The following is a 25,902-nucleotide window of genomic DNA, read 5'->3' as shown; positions in this document are numbered from 1 at the left end:
TCGTCAGGCTCCCTAGCAGCAACAGAAACCCCACCCCCAAAAGGTGGGGTTTCTGCGTTTACGGCGCTCAACTGACCGGGGCGCCGGTCCTGCGGATTAAAGGTGCGGACGTCGCGCCGTAACAGGCCACCCGATCTCAATCTCGATCCCGATCCCGATCCGCCACGCGCAACGCATGGCACATCAGCCGCCTGGCGGCCCCCCATCTCAACCCGGCCGCCAACTGAAGGCCGGACCGCTCGCGGCATGCGCGTCGTCCTGAGCGCGCAGTCAGAGAACTCCAGCCGCTCCAACGCCTTGCTCTAACCCGACTTGTACCGCACCTGCTCAAGAGCTAATCACCGGACTGCCCCAGTTGTGTAAGCGCGGCTCCAATAACGTCTCGACTGCGGTTGGGATCGTCGGACTGTGACGTGGCGCTGATCGGCGATGGGCCATGACTCGAGCTCGCCGACGCGGTTAATAGGGTGATCTGGGCTGCGTGGGAGCACGAAGCGCAGATACTCCTCTGGATCGATGCCGTTGTGTCTCGCGGTACCAATGAGCTAGAGATTGCGGCCGCGCGTTCGCCTCCGGAGTCTGCTCCGGCGAACAGATACGCCGATTATGCAGAGTTCTGCATAATCATCGTTATGTGCTGTTGTGCATTATGGCGAGTACGATCCGTCTCGCGATTCCCTTCCTAGGCGCCAACGTCTGGCAGAGTGCGGCCGGACGGCGCTAACTCCGCATAATAAAATGTGGTCTGATGGTGTCCCGCTAACCCATCTGCGGAGATCATCATGTTTATCGATGCATGCCTGAACCGTCTAGCCCGGCGAGACGGGCATGCTACATGAGCCACCGAACCAGTTCATCGCTTCTTACATTGCTGAACTGGAGCGCCAACGCTACGCACGAGGTATTGTTGGAGCGTACCCCCCGGTGCCTCGCTCATTTCAGCTATCGGATGAGACGTAAGCGCCTTCGTGCTTCGGCTGTTAATGAAACGCTCGTCGAGCGTTTCATACGGGACCACCTGCCCGTTTTGCCGCTCTTCACAATCTTGCCGATCACTTGTATCGGAGATGCGCCCTGCACCATCTTTAGCGCTGCCGTTCACGCTGACCCCATCCCCGCGATGTCGCCGGATCCCGTAGCTCATGAATTGCACAACTTCCCCTCAGTGTTTGCGAGACACTTGCGGCTTGGAGCGTTCGACGTGCGTCTATCGCGTGCAGCATCTAAAGGTATTTTTCACAAGCTGCATGATGAACGCCTCTGCCGAATCCTTCACCTCATGGCTCCGGCAGTCGACGCATTTCTGAGCGCTATCGCCCGGGGCCACTGGAAACCTGGCTCGCCTGGGTTATCTGTACGAGTCTGCGTAGCTATCTGAGATTCCGGCCGTTGCGAGGTGACGATATCGGGCTGGTTGTTTCAACATTGCCGCTTATCGCCCACTGGCCGCACCGAAACCGCCGAACGTACTGTCGGATACCCAGCTCGAACGTTTCCTGCAAGCTTTCGATGCCAACACCGCATCCGGTATACGCGATTGCGCCTTAGCTCGCTGCAGCCTTGATCTTGGGCTGCGCAGAGACGAGGCCGAGCACCTCACACTGGACTTTATCGACTGGCGAGGTGGCATTGTGACTTTACAGCACACTAGGAGTCGTCGCGTCCAACGCATGCCGCGTCCGGAACTGGCTGGTGGAACTCTAGCGCAAGTACTTGCGCGAGGGCGCCCGCACACCTGCAGTCGATCGGTGTTCGTGCGTCACCGCGAATCGTTTGGCATTCCGCTAAGCGTCGACGCGATTCGCAATGCAATGAATCGGACATTCATGCGCTGCTGCCTGGATGGCCAGTTCTGCAACATGCATGTGCTTCGAAGATCAACCGTCACTCGCCTGCAAAGGGCGAACGTCTCGATCAAGAAAATCGCTGAATTGCTGCGGCACTAGAGCCTGAACGCGGCCCGCGACTACGCTCGTGTGGATATCGAGCGCCTGCGAGACGTACGGCGAGCGCCCTGAAGATCGGGGGAGCGATCTCAACTGCTCTGCATAATTCGGACGTGTACAAACGCCGACCGATGGCGACGCCTCGCAGCGCGCGTTCGACTGGCAGATTGTGAAATTCGAGCCGGCCGTTATCGCAATAGCGCATGGGCGTTTCCCACCGGTTCAGCGCATAAACAATGGCCCCGCTCGCGTCGGTTTTGCGCGAGAGCCTTTCCATCATAGATGTGAGCCACGCATAGAATCGATCGAGTAGCGGCCGCGCGTGTTCATGACGCTGCGCATGACTCATCGGGCGTTTGCCAGCGATCGCGTCGGCAATCCTGTATAGCGCGCCGACACGCTCGAGCGCCTCGGTGTTCAACGCATTCGAGCGCTACGTGCCATTCATGGAACTGTTGTCACGCAAGTGCCCAACAGGCAGCCTCCGTGACACGCCCGATTACGTAGGTGGCCTAGCAACGACCGTACGCGCCAGCTTGCAGCGTACCGTTGAGTGAGCCGGGGTGACGCATCCGGATGCATGCTCTTCTGATCCGGCGTATAGGCAAACCACACCGCTGACGGTGTCGTGTCGGCAGAGGTGCGATCATCGCGCACGTACACCCACGAGCGTCCGGTCTTCGCTGCCGTTACCTGCTGCAAACACCGGGGCCGAGGTTTCGTCAAGGCGCACATGACAGCCGCCCCGCAAGTTTGCAGGCACATACTCAAGCTGTTCGGATGATACCTTCGCCCAACAACTTCATGGCACAGTCGCAGACCACGGGCGCGGATCCGCTCGCATGCTACGATGGTCCGCTCAATACGCATGCATAAGATCGGAGACATAGATGCGTCCGGAGAGTGCAGCCCGTTTCGATGAACAGTTCGCGCCTCGCATCGCCGAGGCGATCGCCGCCTGTTTCGCCACCACCGTGCATACCGAAGTGCTGCCGTATGGCGGCCCCGGGCATCCCACCCGCGTGCGGATTCATGCTGCGCCGCTCACGGAGCTGGGCCATTACGCGCATCCGTTGAATCTGTATCTCACCTGGGACAGCGACGAAATCGAAAGACTGATGGACGCGCGAGGAGAGGCGCGCTTCGCCAACTATCTCGCCGCGCTGCCGCGCAAGCTAAGCGCGTGGACTCACGCGCGCGAACTGGATTTTCTGTCGCATACGCAAGGTGAACCTGTGGCGTTGATCGGCGGGCTCGATTTCGAGTCGTGAGCGGCGCGTGAATGCGCGCGACGTGACGTGACGAATACGCTGAAAACAGGCGCCACATGAAAAACGGCCACTGCGGATACCCCGCAGCGGCCGTTGCCTTAGTCGACGCGGTCGACAGATGCTCAGCGACCCAACGCCGGATCGCTCATGCTGCTCTTGCCGGTCTCGACGTGCCCCGCAAAACGCCGCACGAACGCCGTGTCCGTATCGACCGTGATGGTCAGGTCGTACCAGCCATGCGCGTTGCGCAGATCGAGGTAGAGCTGATCGGTATCGCCGCCGCGCACCGAATGGTTGATCACGTGGTTCGCATCGTACGCGTTGACGATCGTGAACTGGCAACGCGCGCTGCCCACGTTCTCCAGCCGCAGTTGCAGATTGCCGTTCGACACGTCGTAGCCCTCGGCAGCTTCAGGGCGCGCGACGTCCGGGCCGTGCCATCCATTGTGCGATGCCGGTTTGCCCGCGAAGCGGCGCAGAAAACCGTTCGGACCGTGTACCGTGAAATCGTAGGTGCCGTCCGCGTTCAACGGCAACTGGTCCTGCAGTCGCTTGCCTGGTTCGACCGTATAGCTGCGCGGCGCATCGGCGCTCTGAGCGGCATACACGAGGAACACCGCGCCGGTGCGTCCCGTGTTGACGAAGCGCATCGCCAGCTTGCCGCTCGAACCTTCGCTCTGCACGCGCACGAACAGTTCGTATGGCAACGCGCGGGCGGGGCGCACGCCGGGCTCCTGCTTCGGCACCGTCTGCACGGCCGGCGGTTGCGGAATGTAGTCCGGATGACGGTTCTGGTCGGGCGGCACATAGGCGCTCGTGCTTGGCAGCGAGGGCGGCGTGGCGTTCGGGTTCTCGAAGTTGAAGGCCGACATCAGATCGCCGCATACTGCACGGCGCCATGGCGTGATGTTCGATTCGCCGAGGTTGTGCTGCTGACCGAAGCGCTTTTCGATGAAGCGGATCACCGACGTATGGTCGAACAATTCCGAGCACACGTAGCCGCCTTTCGACCATGGCGACACCACCAGCATCGGCACGCGTGGTCCGAGGCCGTACGGCGCTGCAGGCGTCTTTGAGTCGCCCGGGTAGATCTCATGCGTGGTATCGACGGTAGACAGACCGTTGGCGTCTGACGAGGGTGCGAACGGCGGCGCGATGTGGTCGAAGAAGCCGTCGTTCTCGTCGTAGTTGATCAGCAGCACCGTCTTGCTCCACACCTCGGGATTCGACGTCAGAATCTGCAGCACCTGATCGATGTACCACGCACCGTAGTTCGTCGGCCAGTTCGGATGCTCGGAATACGCTTCGGGCGCGACGATCCACGAGACTTGCGGCAGCGCGTTGCTCTGCACGTCGCGCTTGAGAATGTCGAAGTAGCCGTCGCCTTTCGCCGCGTTGGTGCCGGTGCGGGCGTTGTCGTAGAGCGGATTGCCGGGCTGCGCGTTACGGTACTGGTTGAAGTAGAGCAGCGAGTTGTCGCCGTAATTGCCGATGTACGGGTTCTGCGTCCAGCCCCACGAGCCGTTCGCATCGAGACCGGTGCCGACGTCCTGATAGATCTTCCACGAGATGCCTGCGTTCTGCAGCACTTCCGGATACGTGGACCAGCCGTAGCCGAGTTCGGAGTTGTCGATCACCGGGCCGCCGCCGCTGCCGTCGTTGCCGACCCAGCCGCTCCACATGTAGTAGCGGTTCGGGTCCGTCGGCCCCATCAGCGAGCAGTGGTATGCGTCGCAGATCGTGAACGCGTCGGCGAGCTGATAGTGAAACGGGATGTCGTCACGGGTCAGGTAGGCCATCGTCGTCGCGCTTTTGGCGGGCACCCATTGGTCGTTGCGGCCGCCGTTCCATGCGGCGTGCGTGCTGCCCCAGTCGTGCGCGAGATCCTGCAGGAATTGCAGGCCCAGGTTCGGCGCAGTGGGGTGGAACGGCAGCACGTAACCTGCATTGGCGGCATCCGCCGTGAGCGGTTGATACCAGACCGGCTTGCCGTTCGGCAGGTTGATCGCGCGGGTGTCGCCGAATCCGCGCACGCCTTTGAGCGTGCCGAAGTAATGGTCGAACGAGCGGTTTTCCTGCATCAGCACGACGATGTGTTCCACGTCGCGGATCGAACCGGTACGGTTGTTCGCCGGAATGGCGAGCGCATTGCGAATGCCCAGCGGCAGCATGCTCAATGCGGTGGCGGAACCGGCGGCTTGCGCGGCGGAGCGTAGAAAATCACGGCGATTTTTTGAAGTCATGGTTTTGGCTTTCGATCTTCGGTTGACGAACGATGCACACAGCGCGCGTGAGGCTGAGCCGCGCGTCGTGTGCGGCGCGAAACTCAATCCACAGTGTGGATGACAGGCGTGGCGAGCGGCGCCGGCGCGACGGCGGATAGCGTTGCGCCGGCGTCGGATGCGGGTAGTGCCGGGGTTTGAATCGTGAGCGAGGGTGGTGCGGGCGCGGCTGACGAGGGATTGCCCGGCAGAGCCGCGAATGCGGACGGGTTGCTGTTGTTGCCGTCGGCAGTGCTATTGGTCGAGGCCAGCGTGTTCGTGCGGGCTGTGTCGTCGTCGTTGCCGCAGGCGCCGAGCAGCACGCTTAGCGACGTGGCGATCAATGCGCTCGTCAAACGTTTGCGCAGCAAGGCAGGAGCGGACTTCGACTCGACGGACATGGAAATGTCTCCGGCACGGGGAAGGGGCGCCAGGGCATCCATGTGCCGAGGTCAGCGATGCGGCAGCATAATCGCTTACCTGTGTAACTTTTGTGAAGAAAGCGTGCGGAGTTGGGATGCCGCTCATGGCGGCGGTGTATTCGCGCTCATACGTCGCCAGCGATGCAGTTAGCCGAGGCGCCCCTCTTTCCCCTACCGTCTAACGCTCCCCAAAACAAACGCCTCCATCGCCTCATTCAACTTTTGCGGTGCATCCCGATGCGGAGAATGTCCGCAAGCATCGAGTTTGACAAGTTGTGCGTGCGGCACGCTCGCGGCAATCGTATCGATCTGCGCCATCGTGCCGTAGTCGTCTTCATGCCCTTGCACCGCGAGCAGTGGCTCGCGAATCGACGCAAGCTCGGCCGCAATGGTCCACTGCCTGAACGCGGGGTTCAGCCAGATATCGTTCCAGCCATAGAACGCGGAGTCGACGTCAGCGTGATAGCGGGCGAGCTTGTCTCGCAGATTGGTGGATTCATAGAGCCGCTTCGTCTGCGCGATGCTTTCCACCGAGATGTCTTCGACGAACACATGCGGTGCGATCACCACCGCGCCGGCCAGCGCTCCGGGATACAGCGCGGCGTACAGCAGCGCGATCGAGCCGCCGTCGCTATGGCCGATCACCCACATCCGTTTGCGCTCCCGCATGTCGACACCTAGTGTGTCGAGCAAAGCGGGAAGAATGTCGCGCGCCTGAGCCGTCATGAAATCGACGGGCCATTTGATCTCATGCGCACGCGGCGTCGATAGTCCATAGCCTGGACGCGAATAAACCAGCCCGCGCATGCCGAGCCGCTCGCACAACATTTGCGGCCAGTCACGCCACATGGCCACCGAGCCGAGTCCTTCGTGCAGGAACACGGCGATCGGCGCCTTGACCGCCGTTTCGTTGATCCAACGATATTCGATGCGCAGCGGCCCATGCGATACGGTAGCGGGCAATTCAGCGAAGTCTCCAGCCGTGGTGACAGCAGACGCAGCGGCAACGGTGGCGAGAGCGGGTTTCTCCATGGATCACCTTATGACAGTTCGCGCAGTTTGAAGCGTTGAATCTTGCCGGTAGCGGTTTTCGGCAGATCGTCGACGAATACGATGTCGCGCGGATACTTATGCGGAGCAAGCCGTTCCTTGACGAAGACCTTCAACTCATCCGCGAGTATCTCAGACGGCGCGAAATCACGCTTCAATACGACGAACGCGCGTGTCTTCACGAGCCCGCCGTGATCGACGCCGACCACCGCCGCTTCGAGCACCGCGTCGTGCTGAACGAGCACCATCTCCACTTCGACCGGCGAGACATACTGGCCGCTGACTTTCAGCATGTCGTCGCTGCGGCCCGCATAGAGATAGCAGCCGTTCGGCAGCCGGCTGTACTTGTCGCCGCTGCGAATCCATTCGCCGAGAAACGTCGCACGCGTTTTTTCGCGATTGCTCCAGTACATCAGCGCGGCACTCGGCCCCTTGATATACAGATCGCCGACTTCGCCATCGGGCACCGGCCGGCCGGCTTCGTCGCGCAGTTCCACTTCGTAGCCCGGCACCGGGCGGCCGGTCGTGCCGTATTCGACCGCGCCCGCGCGATTCGACAGGAAGATATGCAGCATTTCCGTCGAGCCGATGCCGTCGAGAATCTCAGCGCCGAAGTGCGCGGTGAAGCGCTCGCCGATCTCACGCGGCAATGCTTCGCCCGCCGACGTGCACACGCGCATGGCGACCTCGGCGCGCGCGGGCAGGTTGGGCGACACGAGCATGCTCGCGTACAGCGTCGGCACGCCGTAGAAAACCGTCGGGCGATGCCGCACGAGTCGCGCGAAAATCGCGTCGGCGGTAGGGCGCTCGGCCATCAGCACGGCGGTCGCGCCGACCGAGAGCGGAAAGGTCAGCGCGTTGCCGAGACCGTACGCGAAGAACAGCTTGGCCGCCGAAAACACCACGTCGCTTTCGACGATCCCGAGCACCGCTTTCGCATACAGCTCGGCGGTCCAGTACAGATTCGCGTGCGTGTGGACCGTGCCCTTCGGTTTGCCGGTCGAGCCCGATGAATACAGCCAGAACGCAATGTCGTCGCCGCCGCTCGCGCAGCCCTTGACGGCGGGCGCGGCGGCGTCGATCAACTCGTCGAGCCGGGGCGCATCCAGCGGCGCGCCGTCGAGCGGCTGCGAAACGATCAACTGGCAACCGTCATGGTCGGCGCTATTCAACTGATCCAACGCCTGCGTGACGCCCGGCAGCAATGCACCCGATGCGATCACGGCACGCGCGTGGCTATGCGTGAGCATGTACACGTAATCGGCGGCAGTGAGCAGCGTGTTCGCGACGACCGGTACGACGCCCGCGTACAGCGCGCCGAGAAATGCGATCGGCAGCGCGACGGTGTCGAGCATCACGAGCAGCACGCGCTCCTCGGGATGCACGCCGAGCCTGCGCAACGCGGTCGCGAAGCGTCGCGCGCGCTCTTCGAGTTCGCCGTAGGTGGTGGTGCCGGTGTCGTCGATGTAGGCGATCTTCCCGGCGCGTGCTTCGTTCAACTGAAACAGATACGCGGCGAAATTGAATAGCGGGGGCGGCGGGGCCACCGTCGCGGGGCGATGACTGGCGGCTGTTTCCAGCAGGGCTTCCATATGTCTCCTCCATCTGTGGGGGGCGGTCCGGCTGTTGTGTGCTCTTGATCCGCGTAATGCCTGCAATATGTCATGCGCCGCTAGGCTGGCGGCGAGTGGGTCGTTTGCGTGAGGGTGCCGATGGCCGCTGCTGATGCCTGAACCGCGCAGCGCCGGTGATAGAACCCCAGCGCGCGCAAGCCGCCGAGTTCTTCACCACCGCCCGCGCGGCCTGGGCCGCCATGCAGCGACATCGGCATCACGTTGCCGTGACCCGTCTGGCTCTGCTGAACCGACGGCGAGATCGCATGCACGCGTCCATGCGAATCGGCGAGTTCGAGTGAGAGCCGGCCGAGATGCGCATCGTCGTTCGAATAGATCGATGCGACGAGCGAGCCCTGGCCGCGTCGCGCAAGCGCGACGGCGTGCGCCTCGGGCAGTTCGCTGCCGTTTGCCGTCACGCGATAGGGCGCGACCGTGGCCACCGGTCCGAAGACTTCGAGGTCGTGCAGCAGCGTCGCGTTGTCCGGATCGTTGACCACGAACAGATGCGGCGCGACGCATGCTGCAATCGCGGGGTCCGCGTCGATCAGCGGTACAGCCGAACCGTCGTACGCGAGCACCGCTTCTTCACGCAATGCGGCGATGCCGGCGAGCACGTTCTCGTATTGCTCGCGGCTCACGAGGGAGCCCATCCGCACGGTGTCGTTACGCGGATTGCCTACGCTGACTGTCGCGAGCTTCGCTTTGAGCGCATCGAGAACGGCCTCGAGCGCGGTTTCCGGCACGAACGCACGCCGGATCGCCGTGCATTTCTGCCCGGACTTGACGGTCATTTCCCGCACTACTTCCCTGATGAACAGATCGAAGGCGGGCGTGTCGGGCGTCGCGTCGGCGCACAGGATCGCGCTGTTCAGGCTGTCGGCTTCAACGTTCAGACGCGCGCCGTGCTGCACGAAGGCGGGATGCTCGCGTAGCGTCGCGGCGGTGTCGGCCGAGCCGGTGAACGACACCACGTCGAAGGCCCGAATCTGATCGAGCAGACCCGCCGAGCCGCCGCAGATCACCGAGAGCGCGCCGGGCGGCAGGATACCCGCGTCGATCACATCGGCGACCATGCGCTGCGTGAGCCACGCGGTGGCCGTGGCGGGCTTGACGATGACCGGAACGCCCGACAGCAGCGCGGGCGCCGCTTTCTCCCACAACCCCCAGGACGGGAAGTTGAACGCGTTGATGAAGAGTGCGACGCCGCGGGTTGGTGTCAGCACGTGCTGCACGCTGAACGACTGATCCTTGCTCAGTGCGACGCTTTGACCATCGCGTAGCGCGTGCACGTCGCCGAGCGACGCGCCGAGTTTCGCGTAGTACGACAAAGTAAAAATGCCGCCGTCGATATCGGCGGCCGAGTCGTTGCGCGTAGTGCCCGAATTCGCGGTGGCGATCGCATAGTAGTCGTCGCGCTTCGCCTGCAACTGCCTGACGATCTCGGTGAGGCGGGCAGCGCGCTGCGCATAGGTCAGCGCGCGCAGTGCGGCGCCGCCCTCATCGCGCGCAAAGCTGAAGGCCTGCCCGAGGTCGTGACCCGCGCTCGATACGCGCACGAGCGCGGCACCCGTCACCGGATCGGTCAGCGTCACGCCCGCATCGCTGCCGGCAATCCACTGTCCGGCTACGTAGTTCTTCAATAGTTCGGTCATGACGGTCTCACGCGGGAGTGAATTCGATCGCGCCTTGCGGCAACAGATACAGCACCAGCGCCTCACCATTCGCGACGGTCGGCCGATGCGCGGAGCCTGGGCCGTACACGCACCAGCCGGCCGGGTGGCCGTCGAAAGTCACGCCTTCGGTGAGCGGCATGATCAGATCGATCTCGCCATGCGGGTGAACGTGATGCGGACCGGCGATGTCGCGCATGTCGACCACGTCGACGGAAAAGCCGTGGGTCTCGGGCAAGGGCTTGAAGATGCGGCCGTAGCGAATGCCGCCGCCTTCGCGGTTGCACAGCCAGCCTTCGGCGACGCCGGTCCGGCACGCGTTCGCGAGATCGCGGAACGTCGCGCCGTCGGCCGGGTAGGTGTCGTTCAGCCACGCGGCGAGCTGGCCGTCGAGCGGCCGGCCGGCGAGTTGCTCGGTGACGCCCGCAATCAGGCGCTGGAATTCATGTGGGGACATGCGACCTCCAGATTGCGCGTTCACCCGCCGCGGCGCCCTGAGGCACCTTAATGCAGGCGTGTCACCGCGCCGTCTCCATGACGCTGCCGAAAGAGTGCGACAGGGTTTGTTATTGCCTTGTTATTTGGCGAAAATTAACCGTTCACCAAGTGCGTGTCAAGCACTATAGTACATATATCGTCGTCATGAGGTGGTAAAACATGAATCAAAAGTACTCTCCCGCATCGCCGGATGAAGCCGCCGCCGACGACGCGAGCCACCCCGAGCGAATCGAGCGCGGTGCCGAGCGCGAGGAGCGCAATCCGTTTCTCACGGCGATGGGCGAGCGCGTGCGGCTGCTGCGCGCGCGCCGCGGTATGACCCGCAAGACGCTCGCGACCGAAACCGGCTTGTCGGAGCGGCATCTGGCGAATCTGGAATCGGGCGTCGGCAATGCATCGGTGCTGGTATTGCGGCAGCTTGCGGCCACCTTGAACTGTCCGCTCGCCGAAGTGATCGGCGACGAAACCACCGCGTCCGCCGAGTGGCTGCTGATCCGCGAACTGCTGCACGGCCGCGATCAGGCGGCGCTGCAACGGGCGCGCGTCGCGCTCGCCGAGATGTTCGCGCAGGCGCCGCGCGATCCGCATCGCAAGGACCGGGTCGCGCTGATCGGTCTGCGCGGCGCCGGCAAGTCGACGCTCGGGCGGATGCTGGCGCAGGAGCGCAAGGTGCCGTTCGTCGAGCTGACGCGCGTGATCGAGCAGATGGCCGGCTGCCCGCCGTCGGAGATTCATTCGTTGTACGGAGCGAGCGCTTACCGGCGCTACGAGCATCGCGCGCTCGAGGCCGTGATCCAGGAGCACGAGCGCGCGGTGATCGCGTCGCCGGGCGGGCTGGTGTCCGAGGCGGGCACCTTCAACGCGCTGCTGTCGCACTGCTTCACGGTGTGGCTACAAGCGACGCCGGAAGAGCATATGCGCCGGGTCGTTGCGCAAGGCGACTTGCGGCCGATGTCGGGCAACAAGGAGGCGATGGACGATCTGAAGCGCATCCTGGCCGGGCGCGGCGAGCTGTATGGCCGCGCCGACATGACTTTCGACACCAGCGAGAAGACCCTCGCCGACGCCTATCTGCAGTTGCGAGACCGTCTTGCCGCACGGCTCGCCGCGGAATCGCCGGATGACGCCCGGGTGGGCTGACCTGCAGTGGAGCGCCAGGGTTTACTAGCAAACATGCACTAAAGTGCTTTACATGGGGTTGGCAGTGCACTATTGTTCAAAAAACAGATTTTGCATCGTCCAGTCAGGAGACGCCCCATGTACACCGCAGACACCGCCGTTGCGCCGGTCGACTACCGCACCGATCCTTCGCAGTACAAGCACTGGAAGCTGAGCTTCAACGGTCCCGTCGCGACACTTGGCATCGATATCGCGGAAGACGGCGGCATCCGCGACGGCTACAAGCTGAAGCTGAATTCGTACGATCTGGGCGTCGACATCGAACTGCACGATGCGATACAGCGCATCCGCTTCGAGCATCCTGAAGTCAAGGCCGTAGTGCTCACCAGCCTGAAGGACCGCGTGTTCTGCTCGGGCGCCAACATCTTCATGCTCGGACTGTCGACCCATGCGTGGAAAGTCAACTTCTGCAAGTTCACCAACGAAACGCGCAATGGTTTGGAAGACTCGTCGCGTCATTCGGGTCTGAAGTTTCTTGCCGCGGTGAACGGTGCCTGCGCCGGCGGCGGCTACGAACTCGCGCTTGCCTGCGACGAGATCTATCTGGTGGACGACCGGTCGTCGTCGGTGTCGCTGCCGGAAGTGCCGCTCTTGGGCGTGCTGCCGGGCACCGGCGGCCTGACGCGCGTCACCGACAAGCGGCGCGTGCGCCACGATCGTGCCGACATCTTCTGCACGGTGGTCGAGGGCGTGCGCGGCGAACGCGCGAAAGCGTGGCGTCTCGTTGACGAAGTCGTGAAGCCGAACCAGTTCGATCAGGCGATCCAGGCGCGCGCGCTCGAACTCGCCGCGCAAAGCGACCGCCCGGACGATGCACAAGGTGTGATGCTCACGCGTATCGAGCGTACCGAGCGCGAAGACGGCCTGACCTACACCACGCTCGATGTCACGATCGATCGCGCGAAGCGCATCGCGACATTCACAGCCAAAGCCCCGCAAACCGAGCCGCCGACGAGCATCGACGCAATCGTCGCAGCCGGCGCGAACTGGTGGCCGCTGCAATTCGCCCGCGAACTCGACGACGCGATCCTGTCGATGCGCACCAACGAACTCGACGTCGGCACCTGGGTCTTCAAGACCGAAGGCGACGCGCGCAACCTGCTTGCCGCCGACGCCACGCTGATGCAGCACAAGGACCACTGGTTCGTGCGCGAGACCATCGGTCTGCTGCGCCGTACCCTCGCGCGCATCGATGTCTCGTCGCGCTCCCTGTTCACGCTGATCGAACCGGGCTCCTGTTTTGCCGGCACGTTCGCGGAACTCGCGTTCGCCGCCGACCGCACTTACATGGCCGCTTTGCCGGGCAATGAAGACGAGGAGCCGGCCATCACGCTCACGGAAGTCAACTTCGGTCTGTATCCGCTCGTCACGCATCAGTCGCGGCTCGCGCGCCGCTTCTACGAAGAGGCCGAGCCGCTCGATGCGGTGCGCTCGCGCATCGGTGAAGCAATCAAGCCGGTCGAAGCCGAGCGCCTCGGCCTCGTGACCGCCTCGCCGGACGATATCGACTGGGCCGACGAAATCCGCATCGCGCTCGAAGAACGCGCGGCGATGTCGCCGGATGCGTTGACCGGCCTCGAAGCGAATCTGCGCTTCAACGGTCCGGAAACGATGGAGACGCGCATCTTCGGCCGTCTCACTGCCTGGCAGAACTGGATTTTCAACCGGCCGAACGCAGTGGGCGAGAAGGGGGCGCTCAAGGTGTACGGCAAGGGCAGCAAGGCGCAATTCGACGTCTCGCGCGTGTGATGCCCGCCTGAACCTCGGCACCGCGCAGCGACGCAACGCCACCTGGCCGATACGCACCTCTTACCGCCAGCACTGCAGCTTCCGCACAGGGAACCGACCATGTCAACGATCAACTACAGCGAAAAGATTCCGAACAACGTCAATCTCGCCGACGACCGCGCGTTGCAGCGCGCGCTCGAACAATGGCAGCCGAATTTTCTGTCGTGGTGGGGCGATATGGGACCGGAAGGCTCGCACGGCTACGACGTCTATCTGCGCACGGCGGTGAGCGTCGATGCGGGTGGCTGGGCGCACTTCGATCACGTGAAGATGCCGGACTACCGCTGGGGCATTTTTCTCGCGCCGGGCGAGCAGGACCGCAAGATCCACTTCGGCGAACACAAGGGCGAAGCGGCCTGGCAGGACGTGCCCGGCGAGCATCGCGCGAATCTGCGCCGCATCATCGTCACGCAGGGGGATACGGAGCCGGCGTCGGTCGAGCAGCAGCGTCATCTGGGGCTCACGGCGCCGTCCATGTACGATCTGCGCAACCTGTTCCAGGTCAACGTCGAAGAAGGCCGCCATTTGTGGGCGATGGTGTATCTGCTGCATCGCTACTTCGGCCGCGACGGACGTGAGGAAGCCGAAGCATTGCTGGGGCGCCGCTCGGGCGACGACGACAACCCGCGTATTCTCGGCGCATTCAACGAGAAAACGCCGGACTGGCTCGCGTTCTACATGTTCACGTACTTCACCGATCGTGACGGCAAGTTCCAGTTGTCGGCGCTCGCGGAGTCGGGCTTCGACCCGCTCGCGCGCACCACGAAGTTCATGCTGACCGAAGAAGCGCATCACATGTTCGTCGGTGAATCGGGCGTGTCGCGCGTGATCCAGCGGACCGCACAGGTGATGAACGAACTGGGTACCGACGACGTCGCGAAGATTCGCGCGGCCGGCGTGATCGATCTGCCGACCATCCAGCGCTATCTGAACTTCCACTACTCGGTGACGATCGATCTGTTCGGCGCCGATCATTCGTCGAATGCGGCGACGTTCTATAGCTCGGGTCTGAAGGGACGCTATGAAGAGAACAAGCGCGACGACGATCATCAGTTGAACGGTCAGAGCTACAAGCTGCTCGACGTGCAGGACGGCAAGCTGGTCGAGCGCGAAGTGCCGATGCTCAATGCGATGAACGAAGTGCTGCGCGACGACTACATCAAGGATTCGGTGGCAGGCGTGGGGCGCTGGAACAAGGTGCTCGAAAAGGCCGGTATCGATTTCCGCATGACGGTGCCGCACAAGGCGTTCAACCGGCAGATCGGCACGTTTGCGGGCACGCGCGTGTCGCCCGATGGCCGCGTGATCAGCGAAACCGAATGGGCCGCGAACGAGGCGAAGTGGCTCGCGTCGCCGGAGGACCGCGCGTTCGTGGCGTCGCTGATGGGCCGTGTCACGGACGCGGGCAAGTTCGCGAACTGGATCGCACCGCCCGCGATGGGCGTGAACCGTCAGCCGATCGATTTCGAATACGTGCGCTTTAACTGAAGCGAGCGCACGCGCAGCACACCATGGTGGAGGAAGTCATGAACGGCCCAGTATCGATCGAAGTGCTCCGGCAGCATCTGATCGATCCGGAAATCTGCATTCGCTGCAATACCTGCGAAGAGACTTGCCCGATCGATGCGATCACCCACGACGACAACAACTACGTGGTCAAGGCGGATATCTGCAATGGCTGCATGGCGTGTGTGCCGCCGTGTCCGACCGGCGCGATCGACAACTGGCGCACCGTACTGAAGGCCGACGCCTATCCGATCGAAGAGCAATTCACGTGGGACGTGCTGCCGGAACAGAACACGATGGCGGTGCCCGCCGCGGACGAATCGTCGGGCGCGCACGCGTCGGGCGATACGTCCGCTGACGCGAGCGGCATCGAAGTGGACACCGTGCGCGGCTCGGTCGTGCCGCCGTGGTCGGCCGCGAAGCCCTACGTGAATCTCTATACGCACAAGGCGCCGACTACCGCGACGGTGGTCGGCAACTACCGTCTCACCGACAGCACGAGCGACAGCGATATCCATCACATCGTGCTGGATTTCGGTTCGATGCCGTTTCCGGTTCTGGAAGGGCAGTCGATCGGCATTCTGCCGCCGGGCGCGAGCGCCGATGGCCGCACGCATCACGCGCGCCAGTATTCGGTGGCGAGCCCGCGCGATGGCGAACGGCCCGGCTACAACAACGTATCGCTGACGGTCAAACGGGTCTCGCAGCAACACGGCGACGCGATCGACGGCGTGTGCTCGAACTATCTGTGCGATCTGAGGAAGGGCGATGTGGTCAACGTGATCGGCCCGTTCGGTGGCACCTTTCTGATGCCGAACCATCCGAACTCGCATCTGTTGATGATCTGCACGGGCACCGGCTCCGCGCCGATGCGCGCGATGACCGAGTATCGCCGGCGGCGCCGGCTGAAAGGCGCGACCGGCAGGCTGATGCTGTTCTTCGGCGCGCGCACCAAGGAGGAACTGCCGTACTTCGGACCGTTGACGAATCTGCCGAAGGATTTCATCGATACGAATCTGGCTTTTTCACGCACGCCGGGGCAAGCGAAGCGCTACGTTCAGGACGCGATGCGTGAACGCGCGGTCGACGTCGCGAACCTCCTCAAGGACGACAACACGCATATCTACGTGTGCGGATTGAAGGGCATGGAAGACGGTGTGCTGCAGGCGTTGAAGGAGATCGGCGAGCAGCATCGACTGGATTGGGAGGCGCTGTGGGCGAAGTTGAAGCGCGAAGGGCGGCTGCATCTGGAGACTTACTGAAGCTGACGCCGAAGCCAACGATGCCGTGAGTCGATGAAGGCCCCGCATACGCCCATGCATGACGAGCGTATGCGGGCCTTCAGGTTCTCAGGCCTCACCGTGAAGGATCGGCCCCGTCCTCGCGCCGCGAAGGCGACACCGCACCGCACGCGCGAATCACCAATTGCACCACTTCCTCGGTGGTAGCGTCGAACGCTTTCTGCGTCAATGCGCGCTTGCCCTTGAGCGCGCGAATCTGCGCGTCGAAGTCGGCGTAGTGCTGGGTGGTGGCCCAGATCATGTACATCAGCGTTTGCGCATTCACCGGCGCGAGCAGGCCACGCGCGATCCAGTCGTCGATCACTTTCACGCGGCTGTCGAGCCACGGTTTTACGCGTCCCTTGAGGATGTCCTCCATATGCTCCGCGCCGTGGATGATCTCGCTCGCCCACACCTTCGAACCGAGCGGCCGGCGGCGCGACAATTCCATTTTCGCGCGCACGTAGCCGGCAATTGCCTCGACCGGATCGTCGCTGCATTCGAACGTGTCGGCTGCCTTGTACCAGTCTTCGAACAGGTCTTCCAGCACGCGCCGGTAAAGCGCGAGCTTGGTCGGAAAGTAGTAGTGCACGTTGGCTTTCGGTAAGCCGGCGCGCTCCGCGATCATCGCGGTGCTCGCGCCATCGAGTCCCCGTTCGGCGAAAACGGCTTCGGCGCACGCCAGCAGATGCGCTTCATTCGACTCGCGAATGTGTGCCTTGCGCCGCCGCAAAGGCGCGCGTGATTCGTCGTTTTCCGTAATTGCGGCCGCCACGTCGTCGTCTCTCATGTTCGCCTTCGGCGGCATCTGTGCCGCGTCGCGCTTCATTCTAGTCGTTTGATGCGGGGTCCACACGCGGATTCGTCGTGCCCCGTCCGCTCGTGCTGCAACGCAATGGCACGCTTCTCGCTCTGCATCTTCTCCGTACTCTAACGAACGAAAGGCATTGATTTGGCGAGGCTAATCGTCTACAACCTGTCCAACTGGACAGGATTGAGAGAGCGGGCGATGCCCTAGGGTTTGCCCTTTGTATGAGAGGCGAACGGGTGCGTCGAACGTGCACCGCGACCGTGCGGACACGCCCCAAAGCCCGCCGCCGATGCACCAGTTTCATGTCGGTTCACCGAAAGGAGCGAGACGAATGAACGCGGTATCCGAAGCGCTGAAACAGCAAGCCGAACCGTCGACGTCGATCAGGATCGACGGCAAGCGGCTGTGGGACAGTCTGATGACGATGGCGAAGATCGGTGCGACGCCCAAGGGTGGCGTGTGCCGCCTCGCGCTCACCGACCTCGACCGGGAAGGGCGCGATCTGATCGTCAGTTGGGCGAAGGAAGCTGGCTGTACGGTCAGTGTCGATCAGATGGGCAACGTATTCATGCGCCGCGCCGGGCGCAATCCCGACGCGTTGCCGGTGATGACCGGCTCACACGCGGACTCGCAGCCGACCGGCGGGCGTTTCGACGGCATCTACGGCGTGCTGGGCGGTCTCGAAGTGATTCGGAGTCTGAACGATCACGCCATCGAGACCGAGCATCCGGTCGAAGTCGTGATCTGGACCAACGAGGAGGGCTCGCGTTTCGCACCGGCGATGGTCGCCTCGGGTGTCTTCGCCGGCGTGTTTACGCTGGACTACGGCCTGTCGCGCAAGGACGTGGACGGCAAAACGATCGGCGAGGAACTCAGCCGCATCGGCTATGCGGGCGATGTGCCTTGCGGCGGCCGGCCCTTGCATGCGGCGTTCGAATTGCACATCGAACAGGGGCCGATTCTTGAAGCCGAACAGAAAACCATCGGCGTCGTGACCGATGCGCAGGGTCAGCGCTGGTACGAGATCACGCTGACCGGTCAGGAAGCGCACGCGGGGCCCACGCCGATGCCGCGTCGTCGCGACGCGCTGCTTGGCGCCGCGCGCGTGGTCGATCTGGTCAATCGCATCGGACTCGACAACGCGCCATTCGGCTGCGCGACGGTCGGCATGCTGCAGGTCCATCCGAACTCGCGCAACGTGATTCCGGGCCGCGTGTTCTTCACGGTCGATTTCCGTCATCCGGACGACGCCGTGCTCGCGAAAATGGACGCGGCGTTGCGCAAGGGCGTCGCCGAGATTGCCGGCGGCGTCGGCCTCGAGACCGAACTGGAGCAGATCTTTTACTACGCGCCGGTAGCGTTCGACGAAGCCTGCGTGAAGTCGGTGCGCGCGGCAGCGGAACGCTTCGGCTATGCGCATCGGAACATGGTGTCCGGTGCGGGGCACGACGCGTGTTATCTGTCGCAAGTCGCGCCGACCTCGATGGTGTTCGTGCCGTGCGTCGACGGGATCAGTCACAACGAGATCGAGGACGCCACGTTCGAATGGATCGAAGCAGGCGCCAACGTGCTGCTGCACGCGATGCTCGAGCGCGCATGCGAGCCGGGTTCATGACGTTTTAGCGGTCGCTTTTCGCTCGTCTCAAGTCTTAACGCAGTGCCCATAGAACACGCCGTTCCGGCTCCGCTTCGGCGCAGCCGGCAGGTACGGCTACGTCCTCACATCGAAGAAGGAACGTGTATGGCCATCAAGCAAACCGGCGACGTGGCGGCGCAGCGCCTCTCGCCCGAGCAACTCTCGTGCGAGTTCTCCGATATCGCGCCCTTGTTCGACGCGAGCGCGGCGGCCGCGGCGGCGAGCCGCTGCCACTACTGCTACGACGCGCCTTGTGTGAATGCGTGTCCGACGCAGATCGACATTCCCAGTTTCATCCGCAAGATCAGTAACGGCAATCTGAAGGGCGCGGCGGTGGACATCCTGTCGGCCAATCCGTTGGGTGGTATGTGTGCGCGTGTTTGTCCGACCGAGATCCTGTGTGAAGGCGCCTGCGTGCGCAACCACCAGGATGCGAAGCCGGTGGCGATCGGCGCGTTGCAACGGCATGCAACCGATCACGCGATGGCGCGCGGCGAGCCGCTCTTCAAACGCGCCGCTGAGACCGGGCGGCGCGTCGCCGTGGTCGGCGCGGGACCGGCGGGGCTCGCGTGCGCGCATCGTCTCGCGCTCGCAGGTCATCGCGTGACGATTTACGACGCGCGTGAAAAAGCCGGTGGCCTGAACGAATACGGCATCGCCGCCTATAAAACCGTCGACGATTTTGCGCAGCGTGAAGTGGCGTGGCTGTGTTCGGTCGGCGGTATCGGGATCGAGCACGGCGTCGTACTCGGGCGTGATATCCAGCTCGATACGTTGCGCCAGCAGCATGACGCCGTGTTTCTCGCGATTGGTCTCACCGGCGTGCGCGCGCTCGCGCTGGCCGGCGAGGACCTGAGCGGCGTGATGAACGCGGTGGACTTCATCGAACAGGTGCGCAGCACGAACGATCTGGGTACGGTGCCGGTGGGCCGTCGCGTGGTCGTGATCGGCGGCGGCAATACGGCGGTGGACGCGGCGGTGCAAAGCCGCAAGCTCGGCGCGACCTCGGTGACGATGGCGTACCGGCGCGGCGTCGAATCGATGAGCGCGACATGGGCCGAGCGTGATTTCGCGCAGACTTGCGGCGTGACGCTCGTCACGCATGCAACGCCGCTGCGTTTGCTCGGCGAAAGCGGCGTGGTCACGGGTGTCGAATTCGAACGCACGTCGAGTGGCGGTGACGAGGAACGCTTCGTGGTCGAAGCCGACATGGTGCTCAAGGCGATCGGGCAAACGCTGGTGGCGGTCAGCATCGCGCGCGAGCTGCTGACACTCGACGGCAGCCGTATCGAAGTCGATGCAAACCGGCAAACCTCGCTGCCCGGGGTGTGGGCCGGCGGCGATTGCGCGGCCACCGGCGGCATCGATCTGACCGTGCAGGCGGTGCAGGACGGCAAGGTGGCCGCCGCGGCGATCGATGCGCAGTTCGCGCGCACCGCCGTCAAGGCCGCGTAGGTCCGCATAAAACCGCTCGAACCTGCATCAGCATCCAGACAAAGAACAGCAGTCCCCCAAGGAGCCGAACATGGCCGATCTGCGCTGTACGATTGCCGGCATCACTTCGCCGAATCCTTTCTGGCTCGCTTCCGCGCCGCCCACCGACAAGGCCTACAACGTGAACCGCGCGTTCGAAGCAGGCTGGGGCGGCGTGGTGTGGAAGACGCTCGGCCTCGACCCGCATGTGGTGAATGTCAGCTCGCGCTACGGCGCGGTGCAATGGAACGGCCAGCGCATGGCAGGCCTGAACAATATCGAACTGATCACCGACCGTCCGCTCGACATCAATCTGCGGGAGATCGCGCAGGTCAAACGCGACTGGCCCGAGCGCGCGATGATCGTGTCGCTGATGGTGCCGTGCAATGAGCACGACTGGAAATGGATCCTGCCGCTCGTCGAAGACACCGGCGCCGACGCGGTCGAATTGAATTTCGGCTGTCCGCATGGAATGAGCGAGCGCGGCATGGGCGCGGCGGTGGGCCAGGTGCCCGAGTACGTCGAGATGGTCACGCGCTGGGTCAAGGAAGGCACGAAGCTGCCGTGCCTCGTCAAACTCACGCCGAACATCAGCGACATCCGGCTCGGCTCGCGTGCGGCATACAAAGGCGGCGCGGACGGCGTGTCGCTGATCAACACGATCAACTCGATCGTGGCGGTCGATCTCGACGCGATGTCGCCGCTGCCGATGGTCGACGGCAAAGGCACGCATGGCGGCTACTGCGGACCCGCGGTGAAGCCGATCGCGCTGAACATGGTGGCGGAAATCGCGCGCGATGTGGAGACGCCTGATTTGCCGATTTCCGGCATCGGCGGCATTTCGACCTGGCGCGACGCGGCCGAGTTCATCGTGCTCGGCGCGGGCAGCGTGCAGGTTTGCACGGCCGCGATGCACTACGGCTTTCGCATCGTTGCCGATCTCGCCGACGGCCTCTCGAACTGGATGGACGAAAAAGGCTACGCGACGCTCGACGACATTCGCGGCCGCGCCGTGCCCAACGTCACCGACTGGCAGTACCTCAACCTCAACTACGAGATCAAGGCACGCATCGATCAGGACAAGTGCATTCAATGCGGGCTGTGCCACATCGCCTGCGAGGACACCGCGCACCAGGCGATCATGAAAGAAAAAGATGGCGTCCGGCATTTTGAAGTGATGGACTCCGAATGTGTCGGCTGCAATCTGTGCATGCACGTGTGCCCGGTGGAGCAGTGCATCACGATGGAACGCGTGGATAGCAGCGAATACGCGAACTGGACCACGCATCCGAACAATCCGGCGCGCGTGGACGTGGCCGCATGCGCGCCGACAGGGACCGCTGAAGCCGCCGAAACCGCAACCCAGGTGCACGCTCACGCGCAGCCGGCGAAAGCAGCCTGAGGCATGAAGCACCGTTAGCCACGCAACGTAACGTAGCGCTCGTACTGAACCTGTCTTTCCCCAAAGGCCCGACGCGCCAGCAGAAGCCGCGCGGGCCTCAACGATCAAGTGGAGATCTTTCGATGAAGCAGACAGCGCACTCCGTCGATCCGCAGTTCGCGGCCGGCGCGCAAAGCAGCGTCCTCTACAACGACGACCTTGCGCCGACCGGCCCCGCGCAGCGCACCTGGCGGTGGTATCACTTCGCCGCGCTGTGGGTGGGCATGGTTATGAACATCGCGTCGTACATGCTCGCCGCCGGTTTGACGGAGCAGGGCATGTCGCCATGGCAAGCGGTCGTCACCGTGCTGCTCGGCAATCTGATCGTGCTGGTGCCGATGCTGCTGATCGGCCATGCGGGCGCGAAGCACGGCATCCCGTATGCAGTGCTCGTGCGCTCGTCGTTCGGCACGAGCGGCGCAAAACTGCCGGCGTTGCTACGGGCGATCGTCGCGTGCGGCTGGTATGGGATTCAGACGTGGCTAGGCGGCAGCGCGATCTATGTGCTGCTGAACATTCTCACCGGCAACGCGCTGCACGGCGAGGCGCTACCGTTTCTCGGCATCTCGCTCGCGCAACTCGCGTGTTTCCTCGTGTTCTGGGCGCTGCAGATCTATTTCATCGTGCATGGCACCGAAGCGATCCGCCGCCTCGAAAGCTGGTCCGCGCCGATCAAGATCGTGATGTGCGTCGCGCTCGTGTGGTGGGCGACCTCGAAGGCGGGCGGTCTTGGTTCGATGCTGTCGGCGCCGTCGCAATTCGTGCCTGGCGGCAAGAAGGAGGGCATGTTCTGGGTGACCTTCTGGCCGAGTCTCACCGCCATGGTCGGCTTCTGGGCGACGCTCGCGTTGAACATTCCCGATTTCACGCGCTTCGCGAAGACGCAGCGCGACCAGATCATTGGCCAGTCGATCGGCCTGCCGGTGCCGATGGCGTTGCTCTCGGTGATTTCGGTAGTGGTAACCTCGGCGACCGTGGTGATCTACGGCAAGGCGATCTGGGATCCTATCGATCTGACGAGCCGCATGACCGGCATCGGCGTCGGCGTCGCGCTGATCATCCTCACACTCGACACGATGTCGTGCAATCTCGCGGCGAATCTGGTCGGCCCGGCCTACGACTTTTCCAGTCTCTGGCCGAAGGGCATTTCGTATCGCGTGGGCGGCATGATCACGGCGACTATCGCAATCGTGATGATGCCGTGGAAGATTCTCGCCACCACGCAGGGCTATATCTTCACCTGGCTGGTCGGTTACTCGGCGCTGCTCGGTCCGGTGGCCGGCATCCTGATGGTCGACTACTTTCTGATTCGCGGCACGCGGCTCGACACGCGCGAACTGTTCGACGAGCAGGGCGAGTACAGCTACACGGGCGGCTGGAACATCGGCGCGGTGGTCGCGCTGATCGTCGGCGTGTTGCCGAATCTGCCGGGCTTTTTGCACACCGCGTTTCCGGCGTCGTTTCCGAACGTGCCGGCGATCTTCAATACGCTCTATACGTATGCGTGGTTTGTCGGACTCGCGTTGGCGTCGATCGTATACAGCGCGTGGATGAAACTGAGCAAGGGACCGAGTGCGCGAGTGGCGCGCGCATGAGTGCAGATGAAGTACGCGGATGAAGTACGCAGATGAAGTGCGCAACATCGAAACCAGCAGTTCATAAGGAGGCGGCACCATGACGACCCTGATTCGCGGCGGCACGATTATCGACGCGGAGAACACGTATCGTGCGGACGTGTTGTGTGCGGACCCGCAGGACGGCGGCACGATCCTGCAGATCGGCGCGGACCTGGAGGCGCCGGCGGGCGCCACGATCGTCGATGCGGGCGGCCAGTATGTGATGCCCGGCGGCATCGATCCGCACACGCATATGGAATTGCCGTTCATGGGCACCACCGCGAGCGACGATTTCTATACCGGCACGGCGGCGGGTTTATCGGGCGGCACGACCAGCATCATCGACTTCGTGATTCCGAGTCCAAAGCAACCGCTGATGCAGGCGTTCAACGAGTGGCGCGGCTGGGCCGGGAAGGCGTCGGCGGACTACGGCTTTCACGTGGCGGTCACATGGTGGGACGAGTCGGTCTATCGCGACATGGGCACGCTCGTGCACGAACATGGTGTGTCGAGCTTCAAGCACTTCATGGCCTACAAGAACGCGATCATGGCCGACGACGAAGTGCTCGTGAACAGCTTCTCGCGTTCGCTCGAACTCGGCGCGCTGCCCACCGTCCACGCTGAAAACGGCGAACTGGTATTCCAGTTGCAGCGCCAGTTGCTGGCAAAAGGCTTCACGGGGCCGGAGGCGCATCCGCTGTCGCGGCCGCCCGAAGTGGAGGGCGAAGCGGCCAATCGCGCGATCCGTATCGCGCAGGTGCTGGGCGTGCCCGTGTATATCGTGCACGTATCGGCGAAAGATGCGGTCGACGCGATTGCGCGCGCCCGCAGCGAGGGTTTGCGCGTGTTCGGCGAAGTATTGCCGGGCCATCTCGTGATCGACGAAGCGGTGTATCGTGACCCTGACTGGACCCGCGCGGCCGCGCACGTGATGAGCCCGCCGTTCCGCTCCGCCGAACATCGCGAAGCATTGTGGCGGGGTTTGCAGGCGGGTCAATTGCACACCACCGCGACCGATCACTGCGTGTTTTGCGCGTCGCAGAAGGCGATGGGCCGCGAGGACTTCACGAAGATTCCGAACGGTTGCGGCGGCGTCGAGGATCGCATGGCGGTGCTCTGGCATCACGGCGTGAATTCGGGGCGTCTCACGCCGAACGAATTCGTGCGCATCACGTCGACCAACGCCGCGCAAATTTTCAATCTGTATCCACGCAAAGGCGCGGTGCGCGTCGGCGCGGATGCGGACCTCGTGGTGTGGGACCCGAACGCGAGCAAGACGATTTCGGTGAACACGCATCATCAGAAAGTCGACTTCAACGTGTTTGAAGGGATGACGGTGCAGGGCGTCGCGATGCATACGCTCACACGCGGCGCGCTCGCGTGGACCGACGGCGAATTGCGTGCGGTGCGCGGCGCGGGGCGCTATCTGAAGCGTCCGCCGAATTCCGCGTACTTCGATGCGGTGCGCGTCGCCAATAAGCGCAAGGAGCCGCATCCGGTGGAGCGCTAGGCGCTCATCGCGCGAGGGGCTTTGAAAAAAAACAGATGGTTTGCTACAGTCCGCCGAGTCTGCCGGCCGCGAGCGCCGGCGGGGACAGCCGAACGTAAGACTCAGCCACTGCTGTAGCAAACCTGACGGAGCCTCCCGATGAAGCCGATTCGTTCCATTCTGCTGATCGCCCTGTGGCAGGCGGTGGCGATGGCGAGCCCGGTATTCGCCGCCGACGAACTCGCGCAAATCCGTTCCACCGGCGTGTTCCGGATCGGCACGGAAGGCACCTACGCGCCGTTCACGTATCACGACGAGGCGGGCAACCTGAGCGGCTTCGATGTGGAGATCGGCAAGGAGATCGCACGGCGGCTGGGCGTCAAGCCGCAATTCATCGAAAGCCGATGGGACGGGTTGATTGCCGGGCTCGACGTGAACCGCTACGACGCGGTGATCAATGAAGTGGCCGTCACCGAGGCGCGCAAAGTCAAATACGATTACTCCGATCCGTACATCACGTCGCACGCGGTGCTGATCGTCGCGTCGGACAACACATCGATCAAAAGTTTCGATGACCTGAAGGGCAGGAAGTCCGCCAATACGCTGACCAGCAACCTCGGCAAGATCGCGGCGGCGCACGGCGCGCAAGTGATCCCGGCGCAGGGCTTCGACGAATCGATCGAGCTGCTGACCGCCGGCCGGGTCGATGCAACGGTCAACGATTCACTCACGTTTCTCGACTTCGTGAGGCGCTCGCCGGATGCGAAGGTGAAGATGGTCGCCGTCGATACGTCGCCGGACAGCAGCAATAAATCGGCGGTGCTGATCCGCAAGGGCAACCCGAAGTTGCGCCTCGCGATCAACAAGGCGCTTGCCGACATCAGGAAAGACGGCACGTACGAGAAGATCTCGCGCAAGTACTTCGGCAGGGACGTGTTTCAGTAAGTGC

19 protein-coding genes and 2 pseudogenes are annotated in these 25,902 nt (G+C 63.3%); 12 read left to right on the top strand and 9 right to left on the bottom strand.

Features of this window, described 5'->3' with window-relative positions:
* Window positions 1–338 precede the first annotated feature (338 nt).
* A pseudogene (locus ACZ9H4_RS21905) lies at window positions 339–598 on the bottom strand (transposase domain-containing protein); the annotation flags it as partial.
* An 826-nt stretch (window positions 599–1,424) separates the two neighbouring features.
* Between ACZ9H4_RS21905 and ACZ9H4_RS21900 the strand changes: the two are divergent.
* Entirely contained in the window at window positions 1,425–1,946 is a 522-nt protein-coding gene (locus tag ACZ9H4_RS21900) for a tyrosine-type recombinase/integrase (protein WP_476120821.1), read from the top strand.
* Between the two features lie 115 nt (window positions 1,947–2,061).
* Here the strand turns inward: ACZ9H4_RS21900 and ACZ9H4_RS21895 are convergent.
* A pseudogene (locus ACZ9H4_RS21895) lies at window positions 2,062–2,670 on the bottom strand (IS66 family transposase); the annotation flags it as partial.
* A gap of 166 nt (window positions 2,671–2,836) precedes the next feature.
* Here ACZ9H4_RS21895 and ACZ9H4_RS21890 point away from each other — a divergent pair.
* The gene (locus ACZ9H4_RS21890; RefSeq protein WP_408148198.1) at window positions 2,837–3,217 is read left to right on the top strand and encodes a DUF5594 family protein; all 381 of its coding nucleotides are present in this window, start codon (window positions 2,837–2,839) and stop codon (window positions 3,215–3,217) included.
* A gap of 122 nt (window positions 3,218–3,339) precedes the next feature.
* Here the strand turns inward: ACZ9H4_RS21890 and ACZ9H4_RS21885 are convergent, their stop codons facing one another.
* From ACZ9H4_RS21885 to ACZ9H4_RS21860, 6 genes are all read right to left on the bottom strand, one after another.
* On the bottom strand, window positions 3,340–5,460 hold the full coding sequence (locus ACZ9H4_RS21885; RefSeq protein WP_476120796.1) for a phosphocholine-specific phospholipase C: 2,121 nt from the start codon (window positions 5,458–5,460) through the stop codon (window positions 3,340–3,342).
* 83 nt (window positions 5,461–5,543) lie between these two features.
* Entirely contained in the window at window positions 5,544–5,879 is a 336-nt protein-coding gene (locus tag ACZ9H4_RS21880; protein ID WP_408156997.1) for a hypothetical protein, read from the bottom strand.
* Window positions 5,880–6,071: 192 nt separating this feature from the next.
* On the bottom strand, window positions 6,072–6,932 hold the full coding sequence (locus ACZ9H4_RS21875; protein ID WP_476120794.1) for an alpha/beta fold hydrolase: 861 nt from the start codon (window positions 6,930–6,932) through the stop codon (window positions 6,072–6,074).
* A gap of 8 nt (window positions 6,933–6,940) precedes the next feature.
* On the bottom strand, window positions 6,941–8,542 hold the full coding sequence (locus ACZ9H4_RS21870; RefSeq protein WP_476120793.1) for a benzoate-CoA ligase family protein: 1,602 nt from the start codon (window positions 8,540–8,542) through the stop codon (window positions 6,941–6,943).
* Window positions 8,543–8,622: 80 nt separating this feature from the next.
* Window positions 8,623–10,218, bottom strand: a complete 1,596-nt coding sequence (locus tag ACZ9H4_RS21865) for a 3,4-dehydroadipyl-CoA semialdehyde dehydrogenase (protein ID WP_476120792.1) — start codon at window positions 10,216–10,218, stop codon at window positions 8,623–8,625.
* Window positions 10,219–10,225: 7 nt separating this feature from the next.
* A complete protein-coding gene (locus ACZ9H4_RS21860) occupies window positions 10,226–10,693 on the bottom strand; it encodes a DUF4863 family protein (protein WP_408148210.1) in 468 nt (155 codons plus the stop codon).
* Window positions 10,694–10,893: 200 nt separating this feature from the next.
* Between ACZ9H4_RS21860 and ACZ9H4_RS21855 the strand changes: the two genes are divergently transcribed.
* The 4 genes from ACZ9H4_RS21855 (at window position 10,894) to boxA (ending at window position 16,469) form a co-directional block, all read left to right on the top strand.
* Complete coding sequence (locus ACZ9H4_RS21855) at window positions 10,894–11,874, top strand: helix-turn-helix transcriptional regulator (RefSeq protein WP_476120791.1); 981 nt, start codon at window positions 10,894–10,896, stop codon at window positions 11,872–11,874.
* A 117-nt stretch (window positions 11,875–11,991) separates the two neighbouring features.
* A complete protein-coding gene (boxC, locus tag ACZ9H4_RS21850; RefSeq protein WP_476120790.1) occupies window positions 11,992–13,662 on the top strand; it encodes a 2,3-epoxybenzoyl-CoA dihydrolase in 1,671 nt (556 codons plus the stop codon).
* A gap of 99 nt (window positions 13,663–13,761) precedes the next feature.
* Window positions 13,762–15,189 carry a benzoyl-CoA 2,3-epoxidase subunit BoxB gene (gene boxB, locus ACZ9H4_RS21845; RefSeq protein WP_476120789.1) on the top strand — a complete coding sequence of 476 codons (1,428 nt, stop codon included), beginning with the start codon at window positions 13,762–13,764 and terminating at the stop codon, window positions 15,187–15,189.
* 38 nt (window positions 15,190–15,227) lie between these two features.
* A complete protein-coding gene (boxA, locus tag ACZ9H4_RS21840) occupies window positions 15,228–16,469 on the top strand; it encodes a benzoyl-CoA 2,3-epoxidase subunit BoxA (protein WP_476120788.1) in 1,242 nt (413 codons plus the stop codon).
* A gap of 94 nt (window positions 16,470–16,563) precedes the next feature.
* On the opposite strand, the gene ACZ9H4_RS21835 is transcribed toward boxA, so the two are convergent.
* Window positions 16,564–17,316, bottom strand: coding sequence for a TetR/AcrR family transcriptional regulator (locus tag ACZ9H4_RS21835; RefSeq protein WP_408148323.1), 753 nt, complete (start codon window positions 17,314–17,316; stop codon window positions 16,564–16,566).
* Between the two features lie 313 nt (window positions 17,317–17,629).
* Here ACZ9H4_RS21835 and ACZ9H4_RS21830 point away from each other — a divergent pair, with 313 nt between their 5' ends.
* The 6 genes from ACZ9H4_RS21830 (at window position 17,630) to ACZ9H4_RS21805 (ending at window position 25,898) form a co-directional block, all read left to right on the top strand.
* The gene (locus ACZ9H4_RS21830) at window positions 17,630–18,913 is read left to right on the top strand and encodes a Zn-dependent hydrolase (RefSeq protein WP_408156978.1); all 1,284 of its coding nucleotides are present in this window, start codon (window positions 17,630–17,632) and stop codon (window positions 18,911–18,913) included.
* Window positions 18,914–19,039: 126 nt separating this feature from the next.
* Window positions 19,040–20,389 (top strand): NAD(P)-dependent oxidoreductase, encoded by a 1,350-nt coding sequence (locus ACZ9H4_RS21825; RefSeq protein ID WP_476120787.1) that lies wholly within the window; start codon window positions 19,040–19,042, stop codon window positions 20,387–20,389.
* Window positions 20,390–20,459: 70 nt separating this feature from the next.
* Window positions 20,460–21,809, top strand: coding sequence for an NAD-dependent dihydropyrimidine dehydrogenase subunit PreA (gene preA, locus ACZ9H4_RS21820; RefSeq protein WP_408148224.1), 1,350 nt, complete (start codon window positions 20,460–20,462; stop codon window positions 21,807–21,809).
* A 122-nt stretch (window positions 21,810–21,931) separates the two neighbouring features.
* Complete coding sequence (locus ACZ9H4_RS21815) at window positions 21,932–23,443, top strand: NCS1 family nucleobase:cation symporter-1 (RefSeq protein WP_408156972.1); 1,512 nt, start codon at window positions 21,932–21,934, stop codon at window positions 23,441–23,443.
* A 79-nt stretch (window positions 23,444–23,522) separates the two neighbouring features.
* The gene (hydA, locus tag ACZ9H4_RS21810) at window positions 23,523–24,974 is read left to right on the top strand and encodes a dihydropyrimidinase (RefSeq protein ID WP_476120784.1); all 1,452 of its coding nucleotides are present in this window, start codon (window positions 23,523–23,525) and stop codon (window positions 24,972–24,974) included.
* A 138-nt stretch (window positions 24,975–25,112) separates the two neighbouring features.
* Complete coding sequence (locus ACZ9H4_RS21805; RefSeq protein WP_476120782.1) at window positions 25,113–25,898, top strand: amino acid ABC transporter substrate-binding protein; 786 nt, start codon at window positions 25,113–25,115, stop codon at window positions 25,896–25,898.
* The last annotated feature ends 4 nt before the right edge of the window (window positions 25,899–25,902 follow it).

The sequence above is a fragment of the Paraburkholderia sp. TE9906 genome (assembly GCF_056279605.1).
Note: the sequence above shows the minus strand (reverse complement) of the source record. Positions and strands in the feature narration are given on the sequence as shown.

Excerpts from the sequence above, each read along its gene's own strand:
- ACZ9H4_RS21890 (WP_408148198.1), top strand. The coding sequence starts at position 2,837 with ATGCGTCCGGAGAGTGCAGCCCGTTTCGATGAACAGTTCGCGCCTCGC.
- ACZ9H4_RS21885 (WP_476120796.1), bottom strand. The coding sequence starts at position 5,460 with ATGACTTCAAAAAATCGCCGTGATTTTCTACGCTCCGCCGCGCAAGCC.
- ACZ9H4_RS21880 (WP_408156997.1), bottom strand. The coding sequence starts at position 5,879 with ATGTCCGTCGAGTCGAAGTCCGCTCCTGCCTTGCTGCGCAAACGTTTG.
- ACZ9H4_RS21875 (WP_476120794.1), bottom strand. The coding sequence starts at position 6,932 with ATGGAGAAACCCGCTCTCGCCACCGTTGCCGCTGCGTCTGCTGTCACC.
- ACZ9H4_RS21870 (WP_476120793.1), bottom strand. The coding sequence starts at position 8,542 with ATGGAAGCCCTGCTGGAAACAGCCGCCAGTCATCGCCCCGCGACGGTG.
- ACZ9H4_RS21865 (WP_476120792.1), bottom strand. The coding sequence starts at position 10,218 with ATGACCGAACTATTGAAGAACTACGTAGCCGGACAGTGGATTGCCGGC.
- ACZ9H4_RS21860 (WP_408148210.1), bottom strand. The coding sequence starts at position 10,693 with ATGTCCCCACATGAATTCCAGCGCCTGATTGCGGGCGTCACCGAGCAA.
- ACZ9H4_RS21855 (WP_476120791.1), top strand. The coding sequence starts at position 10,894 with ATGAATCAAAAGTACTCTCCCGCATCGCCGGATGAAGCCGCCGCCGAC.
- boxC (WP_476120790.1), top strand. The coding sequence starts at position 11,992 with ATGTACACCGCAGACACCGCCGTTGCGCCGGTCGACTACCGCACCGAT.
- boxB (WP_476120789.1), top strand. The coding sequence starts at position 13,762 with ATGTCAACGATCAACTACAGCGAAAAGATTCCGAACAACGTCAATCTC.
- boxA (WP_476120788.1), top strand. The coding sequence starts at position 15,228 with ATGAACGGCCCAGTATCGATCGAAGTGCTCCGGCAGCATCTGATCGAT.
- ACZ9H4_RS21835 (WP_408148323.1), bottom strand. The coding sequence starts at position 17,316 with ATGAAGCGCGACGCGGCACAGATGCCGCCGAAGGCGAACATGAGAGAC.
- ACZ9H4_RS21830 (WP_408156978.1), top strand. The coding sequence starts at position 17,630 with ATGAACGCGGTATCCGAAGCGCTGAAACAGCAAGCCGAACCGTCGACG.
- ACZ9H4_RS21825 (WP_476120787.1), top strand. The coding sequence starts at position 19,040 with ATGGCCATCAAGCAAACCGGCGACGTGGCGGCGCAGCGCCTCTCGCCC.
- preA (WP_408148224.1), top strand. The coding sequence starts at position 20,460 with ATGGCCGATCTGCGCTGTACGATTGCCGGCATCACTTCGCCGAATCCT.
- ACZ9H4_RS21815 (WP_408156972.1), top strand. The coding sequence starts at position 21,932 with ATGAAGCAGACAGCGCACTCCGTCGATCCGCAGTTCGCGGCCGGCGCG.
- hydA (WP_476120784.1), top strand. The coding sequence starts at position 23,523 with ATGACGACCCTGATTCGCGGCGGCACGATTATCGACGCGGAGAACACG.
- ACZ9H4_RS21805 (WP_476120782.1), top strand. The coding sequence starts at position 25,113 with ATGAAGCCGATTCGTTCCATTCTGCTGATCGCCCTGTGGCAGGCGGTG.